The 15,790-nt window shown below is 41.9% G+C and carries 15 protein-coding genes, 1 other RNA gene and 1 pseudogene; 12 read left to right on the top strand and 5 right to left on the bottom strand.

Features of this window, described 5'->3' with window-relative positions:
- Positions 1-14 precede the first annotated feature (14 nt).
- The gene (gene typA, locus FG28_RS02190) at positions 15-1,814 is read right to left on the bottom strand and encodes a translational GTPase TypA (RefSeq protein WP_036379545.1); all 1,800 of its coding nucleotides are present in this window, start codon (positions 1,812-1,814) and stop codon (positions 15-17) included.
- Positions 1,815-1,911: 97 nt separating this feature from the next.
- The gene (locus tag FG28_RS02195) at positions 1,912-2,469 is read right to left on the bottom strand and encodes a hypothetical protein (RefSeq protein ID WP_036379548.1); all 558 of its coding nucleotides are present in this window, start codon (positions 2,467-2,469) and stop codon (positions 1,912-1,914) included.
- Between the two features lie 70 nt (positions 2,470-2,539).
- On the opposite strand from FG28_RS02195, the gene kdsA reads away from it, so the two are divergent.
- The 5 genes from kdsA to FG28_RS02225 all read left to right on the top strand — a co-directional run bounded on the left by kdsA (position 2,540) and on the right by FG28_RS02225 (position 8,859).
- Positions 2,540-3,358: a 3-deoxy-8-phosphooctulonate synthase gene (gene kdsA / locus FG28_RS02200; RefSeq protein WP_036379549.1), complete on the top strand. Its 819-nt coding sequence runs from the start codon at positions 2,540-2,542 to the stop codon at positions 3,356-3,358.
- Between the two features lie 164 nt (positions 3,359-3,522).
- On the top strand, positions 3,523-5,862 hold the full coding sequence (locus FG28_RS02205; protein ID WP_036379551.1) for a TonB-dependent receptor: 2,340 nt from the start codon (positions 3,523-3,525) through the stop codon (positions 5,860-5,862).
- A gap of 53 nt (positions 5,863-5,915) precedes the next feature.
- The gene (locus tag FG28_RS02210; RefSeq protein WP_036379552.1) at positions 5,916-6,632 is read left to right on the top strand and encodes a DUF4198 domain-containing protein; all 717 of its coding nucleotides are present in this window, start codon (positions 5,916-5,918) and stop codon (positions 6,630-6,632) included.
- Positions 6,633-6,984: 352 nt separating this feature from the next.
- The gene (locus tag FG28_RS02220) at positions 6,985-7,284 is read left to right on the top strand and encodes a hypothetical protein (RefSeq protein WP_036379556.1); all 300 of its coding nucleotides are present in this window, start codon (positions 6,985-6,987) and stop codon (positions 7,282-7,284) included.
- Positions 7,285-7,287: 3 nt separating this feature from the next.
- Positions 7,288-8,859: a PepSY domain-containing protein gene (locus FG28_RS02225; protein ID WP_036379558.1), complete on the top strand. Its 1,572-nt coding sequence runs from the start codon at positions 7,288-7,290 to the stop codon at positions 8,857-8,859.
- Between the two features lie 3 nt (positions 8,860-8,862).
- Here the strand turns inward: FG28_RS02225 and FG28_RS02230 are convergent, their stop codons facing one another.
- Positions 8,863-9,231 carry a DUF1801 domain-containing protein gene (locus FG28_RS02230; RefSeq protein ID WP_036379560.1) on the bottom strand — a complete coding sequence of 123 codons (369 nt, stop codon included), beginning with the start codon at positions 9,229-9,231 and terminating at the stop codon, positions 8,863-8,865.
- A gap of 108 nt (positions 9,232-9,339) precedes the next feature.
- On the opposite strand from FG28_RS02230, the gene FG28_RS02235 reads away from it, so the two are divergent.
- A complete protein-coding gene (locus tag FG28_RS02235; protein ID WP_036386057.1) occupies positions 9,340-10,452 on the top strand; it encodes an Sb-PDE family phosphodiesterase in 1,113 nt (370 codons plus the stop codon).
- A gap of 4 nt (positions 10,453-10,456) precedes the next feature.
- Here the strand turns inward: FG28_RS02235 and FG28_RS02240 are convergent, their stop codons facing one another.
- Positions 10,457-10,735, bottom strand: a complete 279-nt coding sequence (locus tag FG28_RS02240) for a hypothetical protein (RefSeq protein WP_036379563.1) — start codon at positions 10,733-10,735, stop codon at positions 10,457-10,459.
- An 81-nt stretch (positions 10,736-10,816) separates the two neighbouring features.
- Positions 10,817-12,022 (bottom strand): NAD(P)-dependent oxidoreductase, encoded by a 1,206-nt coding sequence (locus tag FG28_RS02245; RefSeq protein WP_036379565.1) that lies wholly within the window; start codon positions 12,020-12,022, stop codon positions 10,817-10,819.
- A 361-nt stretch (positions 12,023-12,383) separates the two neighbouring features.
- Here FG28_RS02245 and ssrA point away from each other — a divergent pair.
- The 6 genes and pseudogenes from ssrA (at position 12,384) to FG28_RS02265 (ending at position 15,790) form a co-directional block, all read left to right on the top strand.
- Positions 12,384-12,783, top strand: a transfer-messenger RNA (tmRNA) gene (gene ssrA / locus FG28_RS20400).
- Positions 12,784-13,114: 331 nt separating this feature from the next.
- Positions 13,115-13,441 carry a hypothetical protein gene (locus FG28_RS02250; protein WP_036379566.1) on the top strand — a complete coding sequence of 109 codons (327 nt, stop codon included), beginning with the start codon at positions 13,115-13,117 and terminating at the stop codon, positions 13,439-13,441.
- A gap of 17 nt (positions 13,442-13,458) precedes the next feature.
- Positions 13,459-13,626, top strand: a pseudogene (locus FG28_RS20405) (tyrosine-type recombinase/integrase); the annotation flags it as partial.
- Positions 13,627-14,065: 439 nt separating this feature from the next.
- Positions 14,066-14,701: a DUF2975 domain-containing protein gene (locus FG28_RS02255; protein ID WP_081894182.1), complete on the top strand. Its 636-nt coding sequence runs from the start codon at positions 14,066-14,068 to the stop codon at positions 14,699-14,701.
- Positions 14,702-14,711: 10 nt separating this feature from the next.
- A complete protein-coding gene (locus FG28_RS02260; protein ID WP_036379568.1) occupies positions 14,712-14,918 on the top strand; it encodes a helix-turn-helix transcriptional regulator in 207 nt (68 codons plus the stop codon).
- Between the two features lie 11 nt (positions 14,919-14,929).
- The gene (locus FG28_RS02265; RefSeq protein WP_036379569.1) at positions 14,930-15,790 is read left to right on the top strand and encodes an ABC transporter ATP-binding protein; all 861 of its coding nucleotides are present in this window, start codon (positions 14,930-14,932) and stop codon (positions 15,788-15,790) included.

A 15,790-nucleotide genomic window follows, 5' to 3' on the forward strand; every position in this document is an offset into this window, starting at 1 on the left:
ATGACACTGACTCCCTAGTCAATCTTGTTTCTTTTCCGATCTACTTCCTTCAAGTAAATCTTTCGAAGTCGTATGTGATTTGGTGTTACCTCAACGTACTCATCTTTTTGGATGTATTCCAAGGCTTCTTCCAATGAAAATTTGATGGCCGGTACAATTTTGGCCTTTTCATCAGCACCTGAAGAGCGAACGTTTGACAATTTTTTCGTCTTGGTCACATTCACCGTCATATCATCTCCACGTGAGTTTTCACCAATGACCTGTCCTTCGTAAATATCCTCTCCCGGGTCAATGAAAAACTTACCGCGTTCCTGCAATTTGTCAATGGAATATGGAATGGCGGTACCATTCTCCATGGAAACCAAAGAACCGTTCTGCCGCTGTGCAATTTCTCCTTTTAAGGGTTGGTATTCCTTAAATCTGTGGGACATGATGGCTTCTCCTGCCGTTGCGGTCAACAATTGGTTTCGCAAACCAATGATTCCACGGGATGGAATAATAAATTCACAGATCATACGGGAACCCTTGGCCTCCATACTGGTCATCTCCCCTTTTCGGATGGATACCATTTCCACAGCCTTTCCAGAAACCTCCTCAGGTAAATCGATGGTGAGGTGCTCCACAGGCTCACATTTTACGCCATCAATCTCTTTAATGATAACTTGGGGCTGACCAATTTGAAGTTCATATCCCTCTCGGCGCATGGTCTCGATCAACACGGAAAGGTGCAATACCCCACGTCCAAAAACCATGAATTTATCGGCACTGTCCGTTGGCTGTACCCTAAGGGCCAAGTTCTTCTCCAACTCTTTCTCCAAACGCTCCTTGATATGCCTAGAGGTCACAAACTTACCATCCTTTCCAAAAAATGGGCTGTCATTGATGGTAAACAACATGCTCATGGTAGGCTCATCAATGGCGATGGTTTTCAATTTTTCGGGATTTTCAAAATCGGCAACGGTATCACCAATTTCAAAACCCTCAACACCCACAATAGCACAAATATCTCCAGCTCTTACTTCCTGCACTTTAATTCTTCCCAAACCTTCAAAAGTGTACAGCTCCTTGATTCGTGATTTCACGACTCTGCCGTCTCTTTTCACCAAGGAAATCTGCTGGCCTTCCTTCAAAGTTCCACGTTGCAAACGACCAATGGCAATTCGACCTGTAAAAGAAGAAAAGTCCAAGGAAGTGATCAACATTTGGGTAGAACCTTGCTCCGGTTTAAATTCGGGAACATGTTCCAATACCATATCCAAAAGCGGTTCTATATTGTCTGTTGGTTTTTGCCAATCCTCACTCATCCAGTTCTGCTTGGCAGAGCCGTAAACGGTTGGGAAATCCAACTGCCATTCTTCGGCACCCAACTCAAACATCAAATCGAACACTTTCTCGTGTACTTCTTCCGGTGTGCAGTTCTCCTTATCAACTTTATTGATGACCACACAAGGCTTCAAACCTAAATCAATAGCCTTTTGCAACACAAAACGGGTCTGTGGCATGGGTCCTTCAAAAGCATCCACCAACAACAACACCCCATCGGCCATGTTGAGAACACGTTCTACCTCCCCACCAAAATCGGCGTGTCCAGGAGTATCAATGATATTGATTTTAGTGTCTTTGTAGACTACGGAAACGTTCTTGGAAACAATGGTGATTCCACGCTCCCGTTCCAAATCGTTGTTGTCCAAAATTAAATCGCCCTTGTTCTCGTTATCTCGAAACAACTGGCAGTGGTACATAATTTTATCAACCAAGGTGGTCTTGCCGTGGTCAACGTGCGCAATGATAGCAATGTTTTTAATCTTGGACATAACCTGATTTTTAAGCCCGCAAAGATACTGCTATTTTTTTCTAGCACACACAACGAAATGTTATTTTTATCTTATTGATTTTGAGGGGTTTCAAAACTTAGAGACCCACACACCATCTTTTTTCACTGATGATCCAGCCAATACTTAGGTTCACTACGGGAAGAATGGTTCCTTTAAACGGTCCCACATAATATCCCGCACCGGCATCAATGGAGAAACTTAAACCCGAGTTATAGCTACGCTGAATACCATAGACCAATCCGCCATAACCGTGTACACCTTTTACCAAATTGCCATCCACAATACGATCTTCCGGTGAAAAAATAGCAGCCGATGGAGCTATGTAGTTCCCTGAATTCCCATAAATGGACCGTCTTCTGTGGTATCGCCCATTAAAATTGTGGTAATAGCGGTATTGGGCCGTAATGGCAGGAAAGAAATCCAAAGTATCATAGGGTTCTGAACTGGTAGGTTCCAGTGCCACCTGCCAAGCTACCCGAATATCTAAAGTACTGTTGACCCCTACGCCCATTTCGTATTCAATCCCAGGATTGAAAATGTTTAGCTTCAACTGACGTATTTCGCAGTTTTTGCCATACTGTGCGTTGATTCCAAGGCAGTAGAATAGAAAGCCAATGAAAAGAAAACGATGCATTGTAGGTTAATTTGGTACTAGTATAACATATAGATCATCAAAATAGTATTTTTGTGGAAAATTTAAGTTGATGCGACTAGAAGCCATTCCCCAGATAAAACATGTAGACAGCAACAATTTCTTCCTTTTGGCCGGTCCCTGCGCCATTGAAGGTGAAGAAATGGCGCTACGGATTGCTGAAAAAGTGGTTTCCATTACGGACAAACTCGAAATTCCTTATGTGTTTAAAGGGAGTTTTAAAAAGGCTAACCGCAGTCGTATTGATTCTTTCACTGGGATTGGAGATGAAAAAGCATTGAAAATTTTGAAAAAGGTTTCAGAAACCTTTAAGGTTCCTACCATTACTGACATCCATGAGATTTCCGATGCTTCCATGGCCGCGGAGTATGTGGACGTGCTCCAAATCCCTGCCTTTTTGGTCCGCCAGACCGATTTGGTGGTGGCTGCTGCTGAAACTGGAAAGGTTGTCAACTTAAAGAAAGGGCAGTTCATGAGCCCCGAAAGCATGAAACATGCCGTGACCAAAGTAACCGAAACCGGCAACGAACAGGCCATCATCACCGATCGTGGCACTATGTTCGGTTATCAGGACATGATTGTGGATTTTCGTGGCATCCCCACTATGAAGCAATACGCCCCTGTAGTTCTGGATGTTACCCATTCCCTACAACAACCCAATCAATCTTCTGGGGTTACTGGGGGTCGACCTGCTTTAATTGGTACCATGGCACGCGCTGGAATCGCAGCCGGGGTTGATGGGCTTTTTATGGAGACTCATTTTGACCCGGCCAATGCCAAAAGTGATGGCGCCAATATGTTGGATTTAAGTTTATTGGAAAAATTATTGACGGATTTAACGGCTATTAGAAAGACTGTTAATTCGCTCTAACCCCACTTCATTTGTTAAAATTTATACAGTAATTTACTGTTTTTCAGTAATATAACAAACTTTCTTGATTCTTATTTATAATTAGTCTAAATATTCTTTGGAGGAATACGTGTTGGGATATACATTTGCAATCAAAATTTATTTAGACCAATTACAAATAACAAATGAAAAATATACTACTTATCCTAAGCTTGATTGTCATATACACTTCGCAAGCGCAAACCGGAAACTTAAAAGGAAAAGTGACCGACCAATGGAACAACCCACTAAACAATGTAAATATTGCCATTTCCCATACCAGCCTTGGCACATCAACAAACGCTTCCGGAAATTATATAATTCAGGATCTGGCCCCTGGCGCCTATACCCTTACTTTTTCCATGATCGGGTATGAAACACAAACCGTTTCCGCCAATGTATCGGCCAACCAGACCACAACGGTTACCACAGTCATCCTTGCCGAACGACAAGAACAATTGAACGAAGTGGTCGTAGAAGGACATCAGAACAAATACGTTGAGAATCAGCCTTCAACTTCATTACGACTAAAGACCGAGCTGGTGAAATTACCCCAAAATGTGCAGGTAATCAGCAGTGAACTGTTACAAGACCAGCAGGTAACCACCATTATGGACGGGTTGACCCGTAATGTAAGTGGCGTGACCATGTTGGAACACTGGGGACAATTTGCCCGAATCAATATGCGTGGTTTTCGTTTGCCCGCTTTCCGAAATGGTGTAAACGTCCAGGATAGCTGGGGTCCTCTTGCCGAGGATATGAATACGGTGGAACGTGTTGAGTTCGTTAAAGGACCTGCAGGATTTATGATGTCCGCCGGAGAACCCGGTGGTTTCTACAATGTGGTTACCAAAAAACCTACTGAACAATTCATTGCCAATGCTTCTTTTACCGCAGGTAGCTTTGATTTTTATCGTGGTACGGTGGATGTTGGTGGAAAAGCATCCAACGATGGTAAATTGCTCTATCGTTTTAATGCCATGTACCAGACCACAGACAGCCATCGAGGCAACGAGCAGACCGATAGATTTGGCATTGCCCCTACCCTGACCTATAAATTTTCAGACAAAACATCCATCACTGCCGAAATGAACCTTCAAGATGCGGAATCGTTCTTGGGATCGGCCTACATCTTTGCTTCCGTGGCCGATGGATACGCAAGTTTACCTCGCGACTTCAATTTTGTGGATAGCAACTACCCCAAAACCGATATTCAGGAGGTTACCTTTTTCCTGAATGCCAAACATGAATTTTCAGATAACTGGAGTGTTGAAGGTCAGCTAGCCTATCTACGTTACGACCAAGAAGGAAATTCTGCCTGGTTGGGTCAATTGGATTCCGACACAGGGGATGCCGTAAGGACCATTACTCAATGGGATGCACTATCCGCTGGCAAATATGCCCAACTGTACATTAATGGAGCTTTCCAAACCGGTGGTGTATCACACAAAATTCTTGGTGGATTGGATTTTAGTGAGAAAAACTATTGGGCAGACTTCTACAACACCTTTATTGTTGACACAGAAGTGCCTTTCAACATATATAATCCTGTATATGGCGAAGTGGCCATGCCCAATTTTGACCGATCTACAAAAGTGCAATACCGAAGAGGCGGTCAACCTTACAGCGCCAACACCCTTAGAGGTTATTATTTGCAAGATGAAATTGGATTTTTGGAAGACAAAATCCGATTGACCTTGGCCGGAAGGTATACAAATCTCTATACCCAAGGTAAAGAAGAAAATGACGATGTGGTGACCCCTCGTGTTGGTCTTAGCATTGATCTATTACCTGATTTGGCAATTTATGGATTGTATGACCAATCCTTCTTGCCACAAGCTGGAATCAGTGCTGACTTAGAGCCGCTAAACGACCCAGTGGACGCCAATGACATTGAAGGAGGAGTCAAGAAAACATTTTTTGATGGACGTCTACGGACTTCCTTGGGAGCCTTCCAAATTACCAAGGAGAACATCTTAACGTCATATCCAGAAAATCCCAACTATTCCATGTATTTGGGTGAGGTTCAATCCAAGGGTATTGAGTTTGACCTGCAAGGACAGATTACACCTGAGTTCAATGTTATTCTGAACTATGCCAACACCAAAGTGGAGGTAACCGAAGATCCCAACCCAGATATAGTGGGCACAAGGGTAGCAGGGCATGCCAAGCACGTGACCAACGGTTGGTTCAACTATAACTTTTCCGAATTTTCCAGTTTGAATGGATTTGGCGTATCGCTCGGCTATCAATATCAAGTAGATCGCTCTACTTGGGCCTGGGCTGCCGACAATCAATCGGATTTGCCGAATTATTTTAGAATGGACGGTGCTTTGTCCTGGAGAAACAGTCATTTTAGAGTTCAGTTCAACATCAACAATATTCTGGACGAATACCTGTACTCCGGAGCCAACTATGGATCATACCTGTATTGGCAGTCCGAGCCGGGAATCAATGGCCGACTAACCGTAGCCTATACTTTTTAATCAGAAAAATTTAACAAGGCCCATGTTTTCCGTGGGCCTTAAAACCTTGACACATGAAAAACACATTTTTACCCTTATTACTTTTCTTTTTTGGAATGATTTCAGCCAATGCCCACTACCTATGGTTGGAAACCAAGGGTTCCGGTGAATCCGGCGAAAAACATGAAGTACGCGTGCACTACGGTGAATATACCTACGGTGTTATTGAAAAAGTGGAGGGCGAGGCATTTCCCCTGGTGGCAAAATTCAAACTGTGGGTCATTGCTCCCGATGGCTCAAAGGCCGAACTCAGTACCATTGCCAAGGAAGACCATTATGCAGCCTATTTTACGCCTAACCAAAATGGAGTGTATACCATCGCACTGAACAACAATGAGATTGATGTGATTGATTACACCCAGTACGATTTCGGTATTTTTAAAACCCATTATCACTCTACAGCCAAAGTACAGGTAGGCAATTCGGATGCCGATACCAAAACCATCAACCCCGAAGGAATTGTGGTAAAACAACTGGCCAATGATGGGGATGAAGTCAAACTCCAAGTACTTTATAAAGGAAAACCATTGGCCCAAAACGAACTTCAAGTGTATGTGGCAGACCTTTGGTCCAAGATCCTGCATACCGATGATAATGGTGAAGTTTCCTTTGCTCTGCCCTGGGATACCAAATACATTGTGGAGACCACTACCAAGGAAGAAGTTCCCGGCACCTACAACGGGGAGGATTACGAATTTATCTGGCACTGCGCCACGTATTGCATCAAATAATCGAGAGAAAGAACTATGGTCACTGGTATTTCACTTTTGGTTTTCGTTGCTTTTTATCTCCTATATAGCACCTCCAAGAAAATGACGGGGTCAGGGGTACTGGGTTTTGAAAAATGGGTAGCTGACCATCGCTCTGCAGTACAATATTCTAGCTTGGCCCTTTTGATAATTTCATTGGGGCTAAGTATTTGGTTATGGGGATTCGGCGCAGGTGTCTTTACTTTTTTCATCCTTTTGATGACGGTTGCCAGTTTGATTGTTTTACTGGCCCCTTTACAATTGTTATCCTATAAATCCCTTGTGATGGTCCTCATCCTTTTTCTCATTTGTGAAATTGTTTTGTTTTAGTCGTATGCCAGCCAACAAAAAATACTTGACCCAATCTACTTGGCAACGCTTTGCCAAAATATCTGCAGCCATTTTGGGTGGATTGATCGTAGCCGTACTATTCCACATGGCCGTAGCCAGTTGGTTTAACCATGTGGCCGTGATCATCACCAGCACATTTTCCGCCTTTATTCTCTGGGCTGTATTGATGGTTGCGGCCTTTTTGGGCAAAAACGGCTGGAAAATATGGGGCATCTATCTATTGACCAGCTTAGTCCTCTTTGTCATATTCTATTTTGGAATCCAAACCAACCCTATCGTTTAAACTATGGGAAACCGTATCTACAATATTTTATTTCATACCCATACTATTAGTGGTATCGTCATCAGTGTGGCTCTTTATGTAATTTTCTTTACAGGCTCTTTTTCATTTTTTAGGGATGAAATTGCCAATTGGCAACGCGGTCACCAAACTTCAGAACAAGATGCCATTGTGGGGAGTATGGATGAATATTTGAGTGATATTTCCAAAGACCACAATCTGCAAGGTAGAGACGTGGAAATCAGCCATTATTTCAATGAGCGTCGTGTTAATATAAATCTTGGCGCATCCAAGGATTCGTTGACACAGGAAGAAGATAAGACCAGGACCTTTTTCTATCTGGATACCGAGGACAAAACCACGGGAACCTATGTAGACTCCTACCATTTGGGCGAATTTTTGTACCGACTGCACTTTTTGGACCAAATCCCCTACCCGTATGGACGCTATTTATCTGGATTGGTGGCTTTCTTTTTCCTCTTTGCAATCTTCACAGGAATCTTGGTACATTGGACCAAAATTGTTTCCAATTTTTATGTATTTCGGCCTTGGGCCAAAATCAAAACCATTTGGACCGACGCCCACACCGCTTTAGGTGTTATAGGGTTTCCTTTCCAATTTGTATATGCCGTTACCGGAGCTTTCTTTTTGTTGAAGGGTGTTTTGGTGGCACCATTGGTATTAGGTTTGTATGGAGGTGACCAGAACAAATTGTTTGAAGATTTGGAATACAACCATCCCATCTATGCCTATCAGCATGAAACATTAAATAAGGATATTGCCATTGATCCTTTCATCAAGGAGACCAAAAAAGATTGGCCCGATTTTAGGTTGAAAGAAGCCCATATTTTCAACTATGGGGATGCCAATATGCATGTGGCCATCAGCGGATACTTGGGTTATTCCTCAAAATTGAACGGTTTGGGACATCGTATTTATAAAATGGCGGACGGTTCCATTGTGGAAGAAAAAGTGCCCATGACCAATAATTCGTATTTGGATGGCGTCAAGAATATGATGTTTCGCCTTCATTTTGGCGATTATGCCGGGGATGGCCTTCGGATTATCTCCTTTATCCTTGGATTGGTGTCCTGTTTCGTTATTCTATCGGGAATTATGATCTGGCTGGTAGCTCGCGATAAAAAGAACATCCCCGAAAAGCGGCGCAAGTTCAATTATCAGGTTGCCAACATTTATATGGCCGTTTGTCTGGCTCTCTATCCCGTAACGGCATTGCAATTTATAATAGTGCAATTTGCAGAACAGGTGGATAGACCTTTTCTCTATCGTACCTACTTTCCAATTTGGTTGGTAGTATCGCTCTTTTTCATTTTTAAAAAGAACATTGGCTTCACCAACAAATGGACTTTGATTTCAGGGAGCATATTGGCAATGTTCATTCCAATTGCAAATGGTATCTCATCTGGAAATTGGATGTGGGTTGCTCTTGATACAGGGCTAAAACAGGTTTTATTGATAGACCTTTTATGGCTTGTTTTGGGGTTGGTGACATTATGGGTGGCCCTATTTAAATTGAAAAGTGGGAAAACAGAAATCGCACCTTCAACAAAGGCGTAGTACTTATCTTTTGTAAAAGCCCTTGTGCTTGAGTGAATAGGCTTCCCGCAGCACCTCAATAAGAATGGCATCGTCAATTTCTTCCAAGGTAAAGTAGCGTAACGACTTAACCACCTTTCTGTTTTCAGTGATCATTTTGTCAAGGTGCAGCGTCAAATGGGCCGAATTCCAAAATGCAATATCCACATACCTCTTTTTTTGGGAAACATTTAAATAGCAGATGGGCTGTTTCTCAATGTAAAAACAGGGAATGCCCCACTTGAATTTCATATCGGCACCAGGAATCACATGTTCAATAACACTCTTCAAATACAATAAGATGCTTCTAAAAGGTTCATTTTGACTAAGAATGTAGGTTTCAGCTGGATTCATTCGGTAAAAATCGAAAATTGAGTTCAGTTAACCGTTTCTTAACTAAAAATATTTTTTGAACAAATCCATGGCATGCATTGGTTTATTACATTTGAAAAAACCACGACCATGAAATTCCAACCGTTTTTACTGCTGTTTTTTGCCTCAACTCTTATTTTTGCCCAAGAGCATTCCCATATCAGTTCCAGGGCCATAACCTTTCCCGATGTTCCCGGTTACAAAACGCTAAAGACCGATTTACACCAACACACCGTTTTTTCGGACGGAAATGTTTGGCCCACCATTCGGGTGATGGAAGCGTTACGGGACAATTTGGATGTGATTTCGCTTACCGAACATTTGGAATATCAGCCCCATGCAGCGGATATCCCCCACCCAGATAGAAATCGTTCTTTTAATTTGGCCTTGGCCGAAGCCAAAGACCATGACCTATTGATTGTCCATGGTTCCGAAATAACACGGAGTGCCCCCATGGGCCATAATAATGCAGTTTTTATTCAGGATGCCAACAAATTATTGAACGAAAAAGCGGAACCCGTTTTTGCCGAAGCCAAAAAACAAGGCGGTTTTATTTTTTGGAACCATCCTGCTTGGTATGCCCAATCGCCCAAGGGAACTCCTATTTTGAGTGATTTTCAAAAGGAGCGCATTAAAAATGGGGAACTGCATGGCATTGAGGTCATCAATACAGGGGATTATGCGGAAGAATCGCTGGCCATTGCCTTGGAAAACAACCTCACCATTATGGGTACCAGTGACATTCATGGATTAATTGATTGGGACTATGTGGAGAAAGGACATGACCGGCCCATTACCTTGGTCTTTGCCAAAGAAAAAACCGAAGCAAGCCTAAAGGAAGCTTTGTTCGCTGGGCGAACCGTGGCTGTTTTCAACTCGCTTTTAGTGGGGAAAGAAGAAAATATATTGCCCTTGATCAAAGCCTGCATAGAAATTGAAGACGTATCGTATATTGACAGAACCTCCATTTTAAAAATAACACTCAAAAATGTATCGAGCAGTGATTTGATCTTTGAGAACCAGATGCCCTACACTTTCTATTCCAGTTCCCCTGTTTTTACGGTCCCTGCCGAAGGCACAAAAACGCTACAAATAAAAACTTTGGAATCTGTAACATCGTTCAACCTAACCCTAAAGGCATTGGGTGCTTATGTTGCTCCAAAGGTCCACCCCATTGTTTCATGGGAAATTGCAATTGAATAAAAAATTAAGCCACTGAAAACAAGGTTGACCCACCATTGATTTCTTGGTCGAAATCGGCCTTGATTTTTTCGATAAAACGTTGCGGGGTTTTGTTTGAAATCCAAACCCAATGGTTTTTCATGTCAACATCGAAATGGAAGCAGGAAAAGTCACCTGAAAAATCGCCATCCAATTTTTTGAGAAGAAACTTGGTGATTTTGGGACGCAATCGATATTCCATATCAATGCAGGCCTTTTTGACAGCCTGGTCATTTTCTCCAGAAATCACCCAATTGAATTTCACGTTCTCGTTACACTAGGACGAACAATATACTAAAAAATAACATATCGTTAACCCTCAAATGGAATACATCGACAAAAGGTATTATTCCTCGCCGTCCACATACTTTTGAAGGTAGGCGAAACGCTGTATCAACTTGCCATTTTTTGTCATTCTTGCACGCTGTAAGATACCATCCGCGTCATTGTCAAAAAAGGCAGGGATCACATGTTTGGTGAAGGCTTCGCCAAAGCCAACACTGGCATCGCGGGGCAGCTCGCAAGGAAGATTGTCCACGGCCATTACGGCAATTGCCTTTTCATTCTTGAAATCAGTTTCTTTTTCGGTAGCAGGATCATACCCATAAATGGGGTCAGCAATGGTAGATGGGCGAATGGTGGAAGCTACTGGGCCATCAATGTCGCAACTGATGTCGGCCACTACTTTTATGTTGAAATCGGGCCGCTTGGCATCCTCGCGAGTGTATAAATAGGGTGCTCCGTCCCCATAAAAGTGTCCTGCAATGTAGAAATCCGTTACTTCTGCAAACCGGAAAAAATTGGATATGTACTGGTGGGGGTTCTGAAAGAAATCAGATTTGTTGCCCCGTATCCCATCTTTGCGTTTGTTGTACTCGGAAGCATCTATTTGGCAATACACCGGTTCTGAATAATCCTCTTTCAGATAATCTGCTACATTGACTTTTTTAAGTCCCATGGCATCCAACATTTCTTTGGCCCCATTGCCTACTCTGCCTTTTCCTGTGAGGAGTACTTTAATGTTTGGGAGTTTTATTTTTTTGAGCTCCTTGATCAATGCCTTTTGGTCTTTTAGGGTTTCGGCCTTGGGCAGTTGGAACAGGTCATATTTTAGTCCATAGGTTCGCATGCCGTTGTAGGCTCCCACAATTCCTGCATATCTACCGAAGGCCACCAAGCGCTGTCCGTTGGGACCTGTGATAACCTCGTGGTCGTACAGTTCAATGTTCTTGGCCAAAATGGCACGTAACAAATCACGATTATAGGGCTGTTTTTTTATGGTGTGTGAAAAGAAGAAATACTTTTTATTTGGAATCAGGGCATCAATAGGGACTTCTTTAACCCCGAGAAGTATGTCGCAACTTTCCATATTTTCCACCACTGGAATACCTTTTTCTTTGTATTCTTCATCCAAAAACACCCGAATGGGTGAAGTTTCGACCAAAATTTCTGCTTTGGGGAATGTGGAAAGGACATTTTGACACTCTGCTGGGGACAGGACCACTCTGCGGTCTGGCGGATTTTTGCGCTCCCTGATGATTCCGAATTTCATAAAACCGATTTGGTATAATTGTTGACCAAAATAAGGGTATTGGGCAGATGGCGCAAACTTTTTATCTTTTGAAGATATAAGTTACCTTTGCCGCCCGCGTTAGGGATAGAGGCGATATCCTTTTTCTGTTATTTAGAGCGAAGTCGAGAAACAGAAAAAGATAAAGCCGAAAGCCCGGCCGAAATGTTGCGAAGCAATATTTTGGTAACGCCCACACTTCGACAGAGTTCATACTGAAAGTAGTCGAAGTACATAGTGCAGGACAAGTTCTTTGATAAAAAAATGAGTATTCGTTTAGGCCCTTCGACTTCGCTCAGGGCATAATTCGTTTACGGTAAGCAAAGCTTACCTAACTCATTATGGGGCCGACCGGTTTTGACAGCAAGACCAATGGCGATGTAAGCATGCCGAGCGCTGGGATACAGCTCGTTAATCTCATGTTTCACACTTTTAATTGGCGATAATAATTACGCTCTTGCCGCATAATCTGAATTATAGTAGGATTAGCCTCGTCCCTACAAGGTAGGGAAGCGAGATGTCCCTTGGTAGCCCTTGTTGACGGCGACCTTTTTAGGGGCACCAAAAAAGTCAACACAAGGGTGTCCGTTTGCTTTGGCGGTACCACTAAAACCTAAAGAAGCTAAGTGTATATTGGGCCGTATCTGGTCAGGTATGCATCGAAAATGAAGCAGATACTAAGCATGTAGAAAGCATGGTTATTGCTTGTTTGGACGAGGGTTCGAATCCCTCCGGCTCCACATTGAAAACCACCTTCGGGTGGTTTTTTGTATTTCAAAAATCTATCAACTTGGATAGCTTTACCCCCAAGGCGGTTGCAACTGGTTTTTCACTAAGGAATACACTAAGTAGTTCCACAGGTACTTCTGCCATTTTGCAAAAGGTTTTGCTTTCAGTCATGAGACTCCATCGAGTCAAGCTCTGGCCAAATCAGATTGGTTCCGCTCTTTTTGAGCACTTAGCCCAAGAATGCTTCCCAATATTTTAGTAAGAAAACAAGTGTCAACTTGTTGTATGACATCTTTTTCAACATTATGCATTTCCTTTGGAAAAATAAAACCCAAATCATCTTGTATGGAAAAAGTAAAAACCATTGCTCTAGAAAACCTAGACCTCTCTTTGGAAACTTATTTTGGTTCGTTGACACCCCAGAAAAAGGATTTTAGTGCCACCCATTTACGGGTCAAAGGCTATTGCGACCCGCTTTTTAAAGTGGAGTCACTACTTAACGTCTGTATTTTGGCCTTGGACAATCCCAATTCCGGAAACCATACTGCCATTGTGGAACCGGATGTCTATATTCTATCTGTTTTGGAAATGGCAGCGCAATTGATTCCGTTTGAAGAGGCTGAGTTTTTGGATGAGGTCCGAGAGCATGTTTGGTCGGAAAAGGAACGATAAACTTGCATTTGACCTGACATACTTTTGCCATTACCATAATGCTTTCCAATGGAGTTCCCATTGAAACCGTTGGGCAGATGCTGGGACATAAAAACCTTCGTACGACTCAACATTATGCCAAGATTATTGATAGGAAAGTGAGTGAGGACATGGCTGTTTTGAAAAATAAGTTAGAAGCATTCTAGCAATCGCGAATAAGGAACATGGACACCTAACAATAACTGATATAAACCAGATGTTTATATTTTGGTCTATGATTAGGTCATTCTTAAAACATTTCCATGCATGACTTGAGTCTTCCCTTCATCGTATTTACACTAGGTTAAAGTAACCAAATTCAATTATTTTCAGATTAAGTGTATTGTCAAGTTCCAACCCGTCCAATTTTTGCGAAGTATACAGAATGGAGGGGGTCAAGTGAAGTATAACAAGGCTGTTTATGTACTCTACAAAAGTAAGTAAGAAATTGATTTATTATAGTATTAGTTCATAGTTCATAGTAAGAGTGAAGGAGTAAGCTATTGGTGATAAAACGAAATATGTTTATCGTTTTATTTAATTTTTTATTGTTTTATTTAATAAATTTATATTAATATTACACTGTGAAGAACAAATAAAAAGGCAATGGAAACATTAAAGCACGGGCAATTAATCAAGCTATTCTATAGGTTTCTGAGAGTCATTTGGAGTATTCAGTGGATTGTATTGGGACTTACCATCATCTATTCCCTTTTTGGCCTAAATTTTAACACATTCTTTTCTTTCAACTATTCATTGGCTATTTCTGATGTGCCCCTTTATTTGGATCAGCCTGGATGGTTAGAGTTAAGTGATGGTTCTAGGTATGAGTTTCTAATGACCAGTGCTTTGGGCAAGATGCATTTTCTAAATGATCCTGGAGGACTAATAAGATTATTTGCATTCAGGGAAATCCTATTCCAGTCAGTAGGGCTGTTTATTGTTCTATTGGTGATCCGAATTTGTAAGTCGCTTTTGGAAAAGGCACCCTTTACCACTTCCAATGCAAGTCGGCTGAGGATCATCGCATTGTTCACTTTAGGGGCATCTATTTTCAATAGCATTTTTATTTTTCAATTGGGTCGGTTTTTAAATGGAAAAATAGATGCAGGAATGCTAAAAGCGAACATCAATACCCATTTGGATTATCCGGTATTATTATTTGGCCTATTGCTATTGGTGATATCGGAAGTCTTTAGGATTGGGGTGAAAATCCAGGAAGAACAGCGTCTAATCATCTGAACCCATCATTATGCGCATAGTAGTAAACCTTGATGTAATGATGGCCAAACGAAAAATGAGTTTGACCGAACTATCCGATAAAGTAGGAGTAACAATGGCAAATCTCTCCATGCTTAAGACTGAGAAAGCAAAGGGGGTCCGGTTCAGCACCCTAAGTGCCATTTGTAAAGCCCTGGATTGTCAACCTGGGGACATATTAGAATATATAGAAGAATAAAACAATATTTAATGTTACTGGAAATTAAGAACCTATCAAAACGGTACTCGGGAGGAGTATGTGCTTTGGATAACATCAACCTATCCATTTCCATGGGCATGTTTGGTTTGTTGGGGGCGAACGGTGCAGGAAAATCAACGCTCATGAGAACGTTGGCAACCCTTCAAGAAGCAGATACTGGAGAAATAAATTTGGATAACCTAGATGTAATACGTGACAAAGATGGGGTACGAAAAATACTCGGATATCTTCCACAGGATTTTGGACTATATCCACAATCCACTCCTCTTAGTTTACTGCGACAGATAGCATTTCTTAAAGGAATTAAGAAAAAAAAAGAAAGGGATGAAGCTGTTTCATACTATCTCGATAAGGTGAATCTTTATAAAGTAAAAAACCAGAAACTAGGTACATTTTCTGGTGGGATGACCAGAAGGTTCGGCATAGCCCAAGCACTTATTGGAAATCCCAAGCTGATCATTGTTGACGAACCTACGGCAGGTCTTGACCCTCAGGAAAAGAGCAACTTTTACAATATACTATCCGAAGTAAGTGAAAAGGCAATAGTATTACTTTCCACCCACATAGTGGAGGACATTCAGCGGCTCTGTAACAATATGGCCCTGATTAGCAGAGGAAAGGTAATAGAACAGGGGAAACCTGTCCAATTACTTCATTCCTTATCAGGAAAAATTTGGAAGAAAAAAGTGGAACGATCAGAATTTAAAGATTTACAATCCACTCAAAACGTGATTCGGCATGAACTGATTTCAGGGAAAATCATTGCCTATGTTCACTCAGAAAGTAGTCCCGATGCTTCTTTTGAAAGCACCGAACCAGTGTTGGAAGATTTATTTTTTATCAGGAAGTAG

The organism is Muricauda sp. MAR_2010_75 (genome assembly GCF_000745185.1).
Taxonomy (GTDB): Bacteria; Bacteroidota; Bacteroidia; order Flavobacteriales; family Flavobacteriaceae; genus Flagellimonas.

Coding starts and splice junctions, on each gene's coding strand:
- FG28_RS02195 (WP_036379548.1), bottom strand. CDS start 2,469: ATGCATCGTTTTCTTTTCATTGGCTTTCTATTCTACTGCCTTGGAATC.
- FG28_RS02235 (WP_036386057.1), top strand. CDS start 9,340: ATGAAATTCCAACCGTTTTTACTGCTGTTTTTTGCCTCAACTCTTATT.
- FG28_RS02250 (WP_036379566.1), top strand. CDS start 13,115: ATGGAAAAAGTAAAAACCATTGCTCTAGAAAACCTAGACCTCTCTTTG.
- FG28_RS02225 (WP_036379558.1), top strand. CDS start 7,288: ATGGGAAACCGTATCTACAATATTTTATTTCATACCCATACTATTAGT.
- FG28_RS02260 (WP_036379568.1), top strand. CDS start 14,712: ATGCGCATAGTAGTAAACCTTGATGTAATGATGGCCAAACGAAAAATG.
- FG28_RS02265 (WP_036379569.1), top strand. CDS start 14,930: ATGTTACTGGAAATTAAGAACCTATCAAAACGGTACTCGGGAGGAGTA.
- FG28_RS02230 (WP_036379560.1), bottom strand. CDS start 9,231: ATGAATCCAGCTGAAACCTACATTCTTAGTCAAAATGAACCTTTTAGA.
- kdsA (WP_036379549.1), top strand. CDS start 2,540: ATGCGACTAGAAGCCATTCCCCAGATAAAACATGTAGACAGCAACAAT.
- FG28_RS02245 (WP_036379565.1), bottom strand. CDS start 12,022: ATGAAATTCGGAATCATCAGGGAGCGCAAAAATCCGCCAGACCGCAGA.
- FG28_RS02255 (WP_081894182.1), top strand. CDS start 14,066: ATGGAAACATTAAAGCACGGGCAATTAATCAAGCTATTCTATAGGTTT.
- FG28_RS02205 (WP_036379551.1), top strand. CDS start 3,523: ATGAAAAATATACTACTTATCCTAAGCTTGATTGTCATATACACTTCG.
- FG28_RS02210 (WP_036379552.1), top strand. CDS start 5,916: ATGAAAAACACATTTTTACCCTTATTACTTTTCTTTTTTGGAATGATT.
- typA (WP_036379545.1), bottom strand. CDS start 1,814: ATGTCCAAGATTAAAAACATTGCTATCATTGCGCACGTTGACCACGGC.
- FG28_RS02220 (WP_036379556.1), top strand. CDS start 6,985: ATGCCAGCCAACAAAAAATACTTGACCCAATCTACTTGGCAACGCTTT.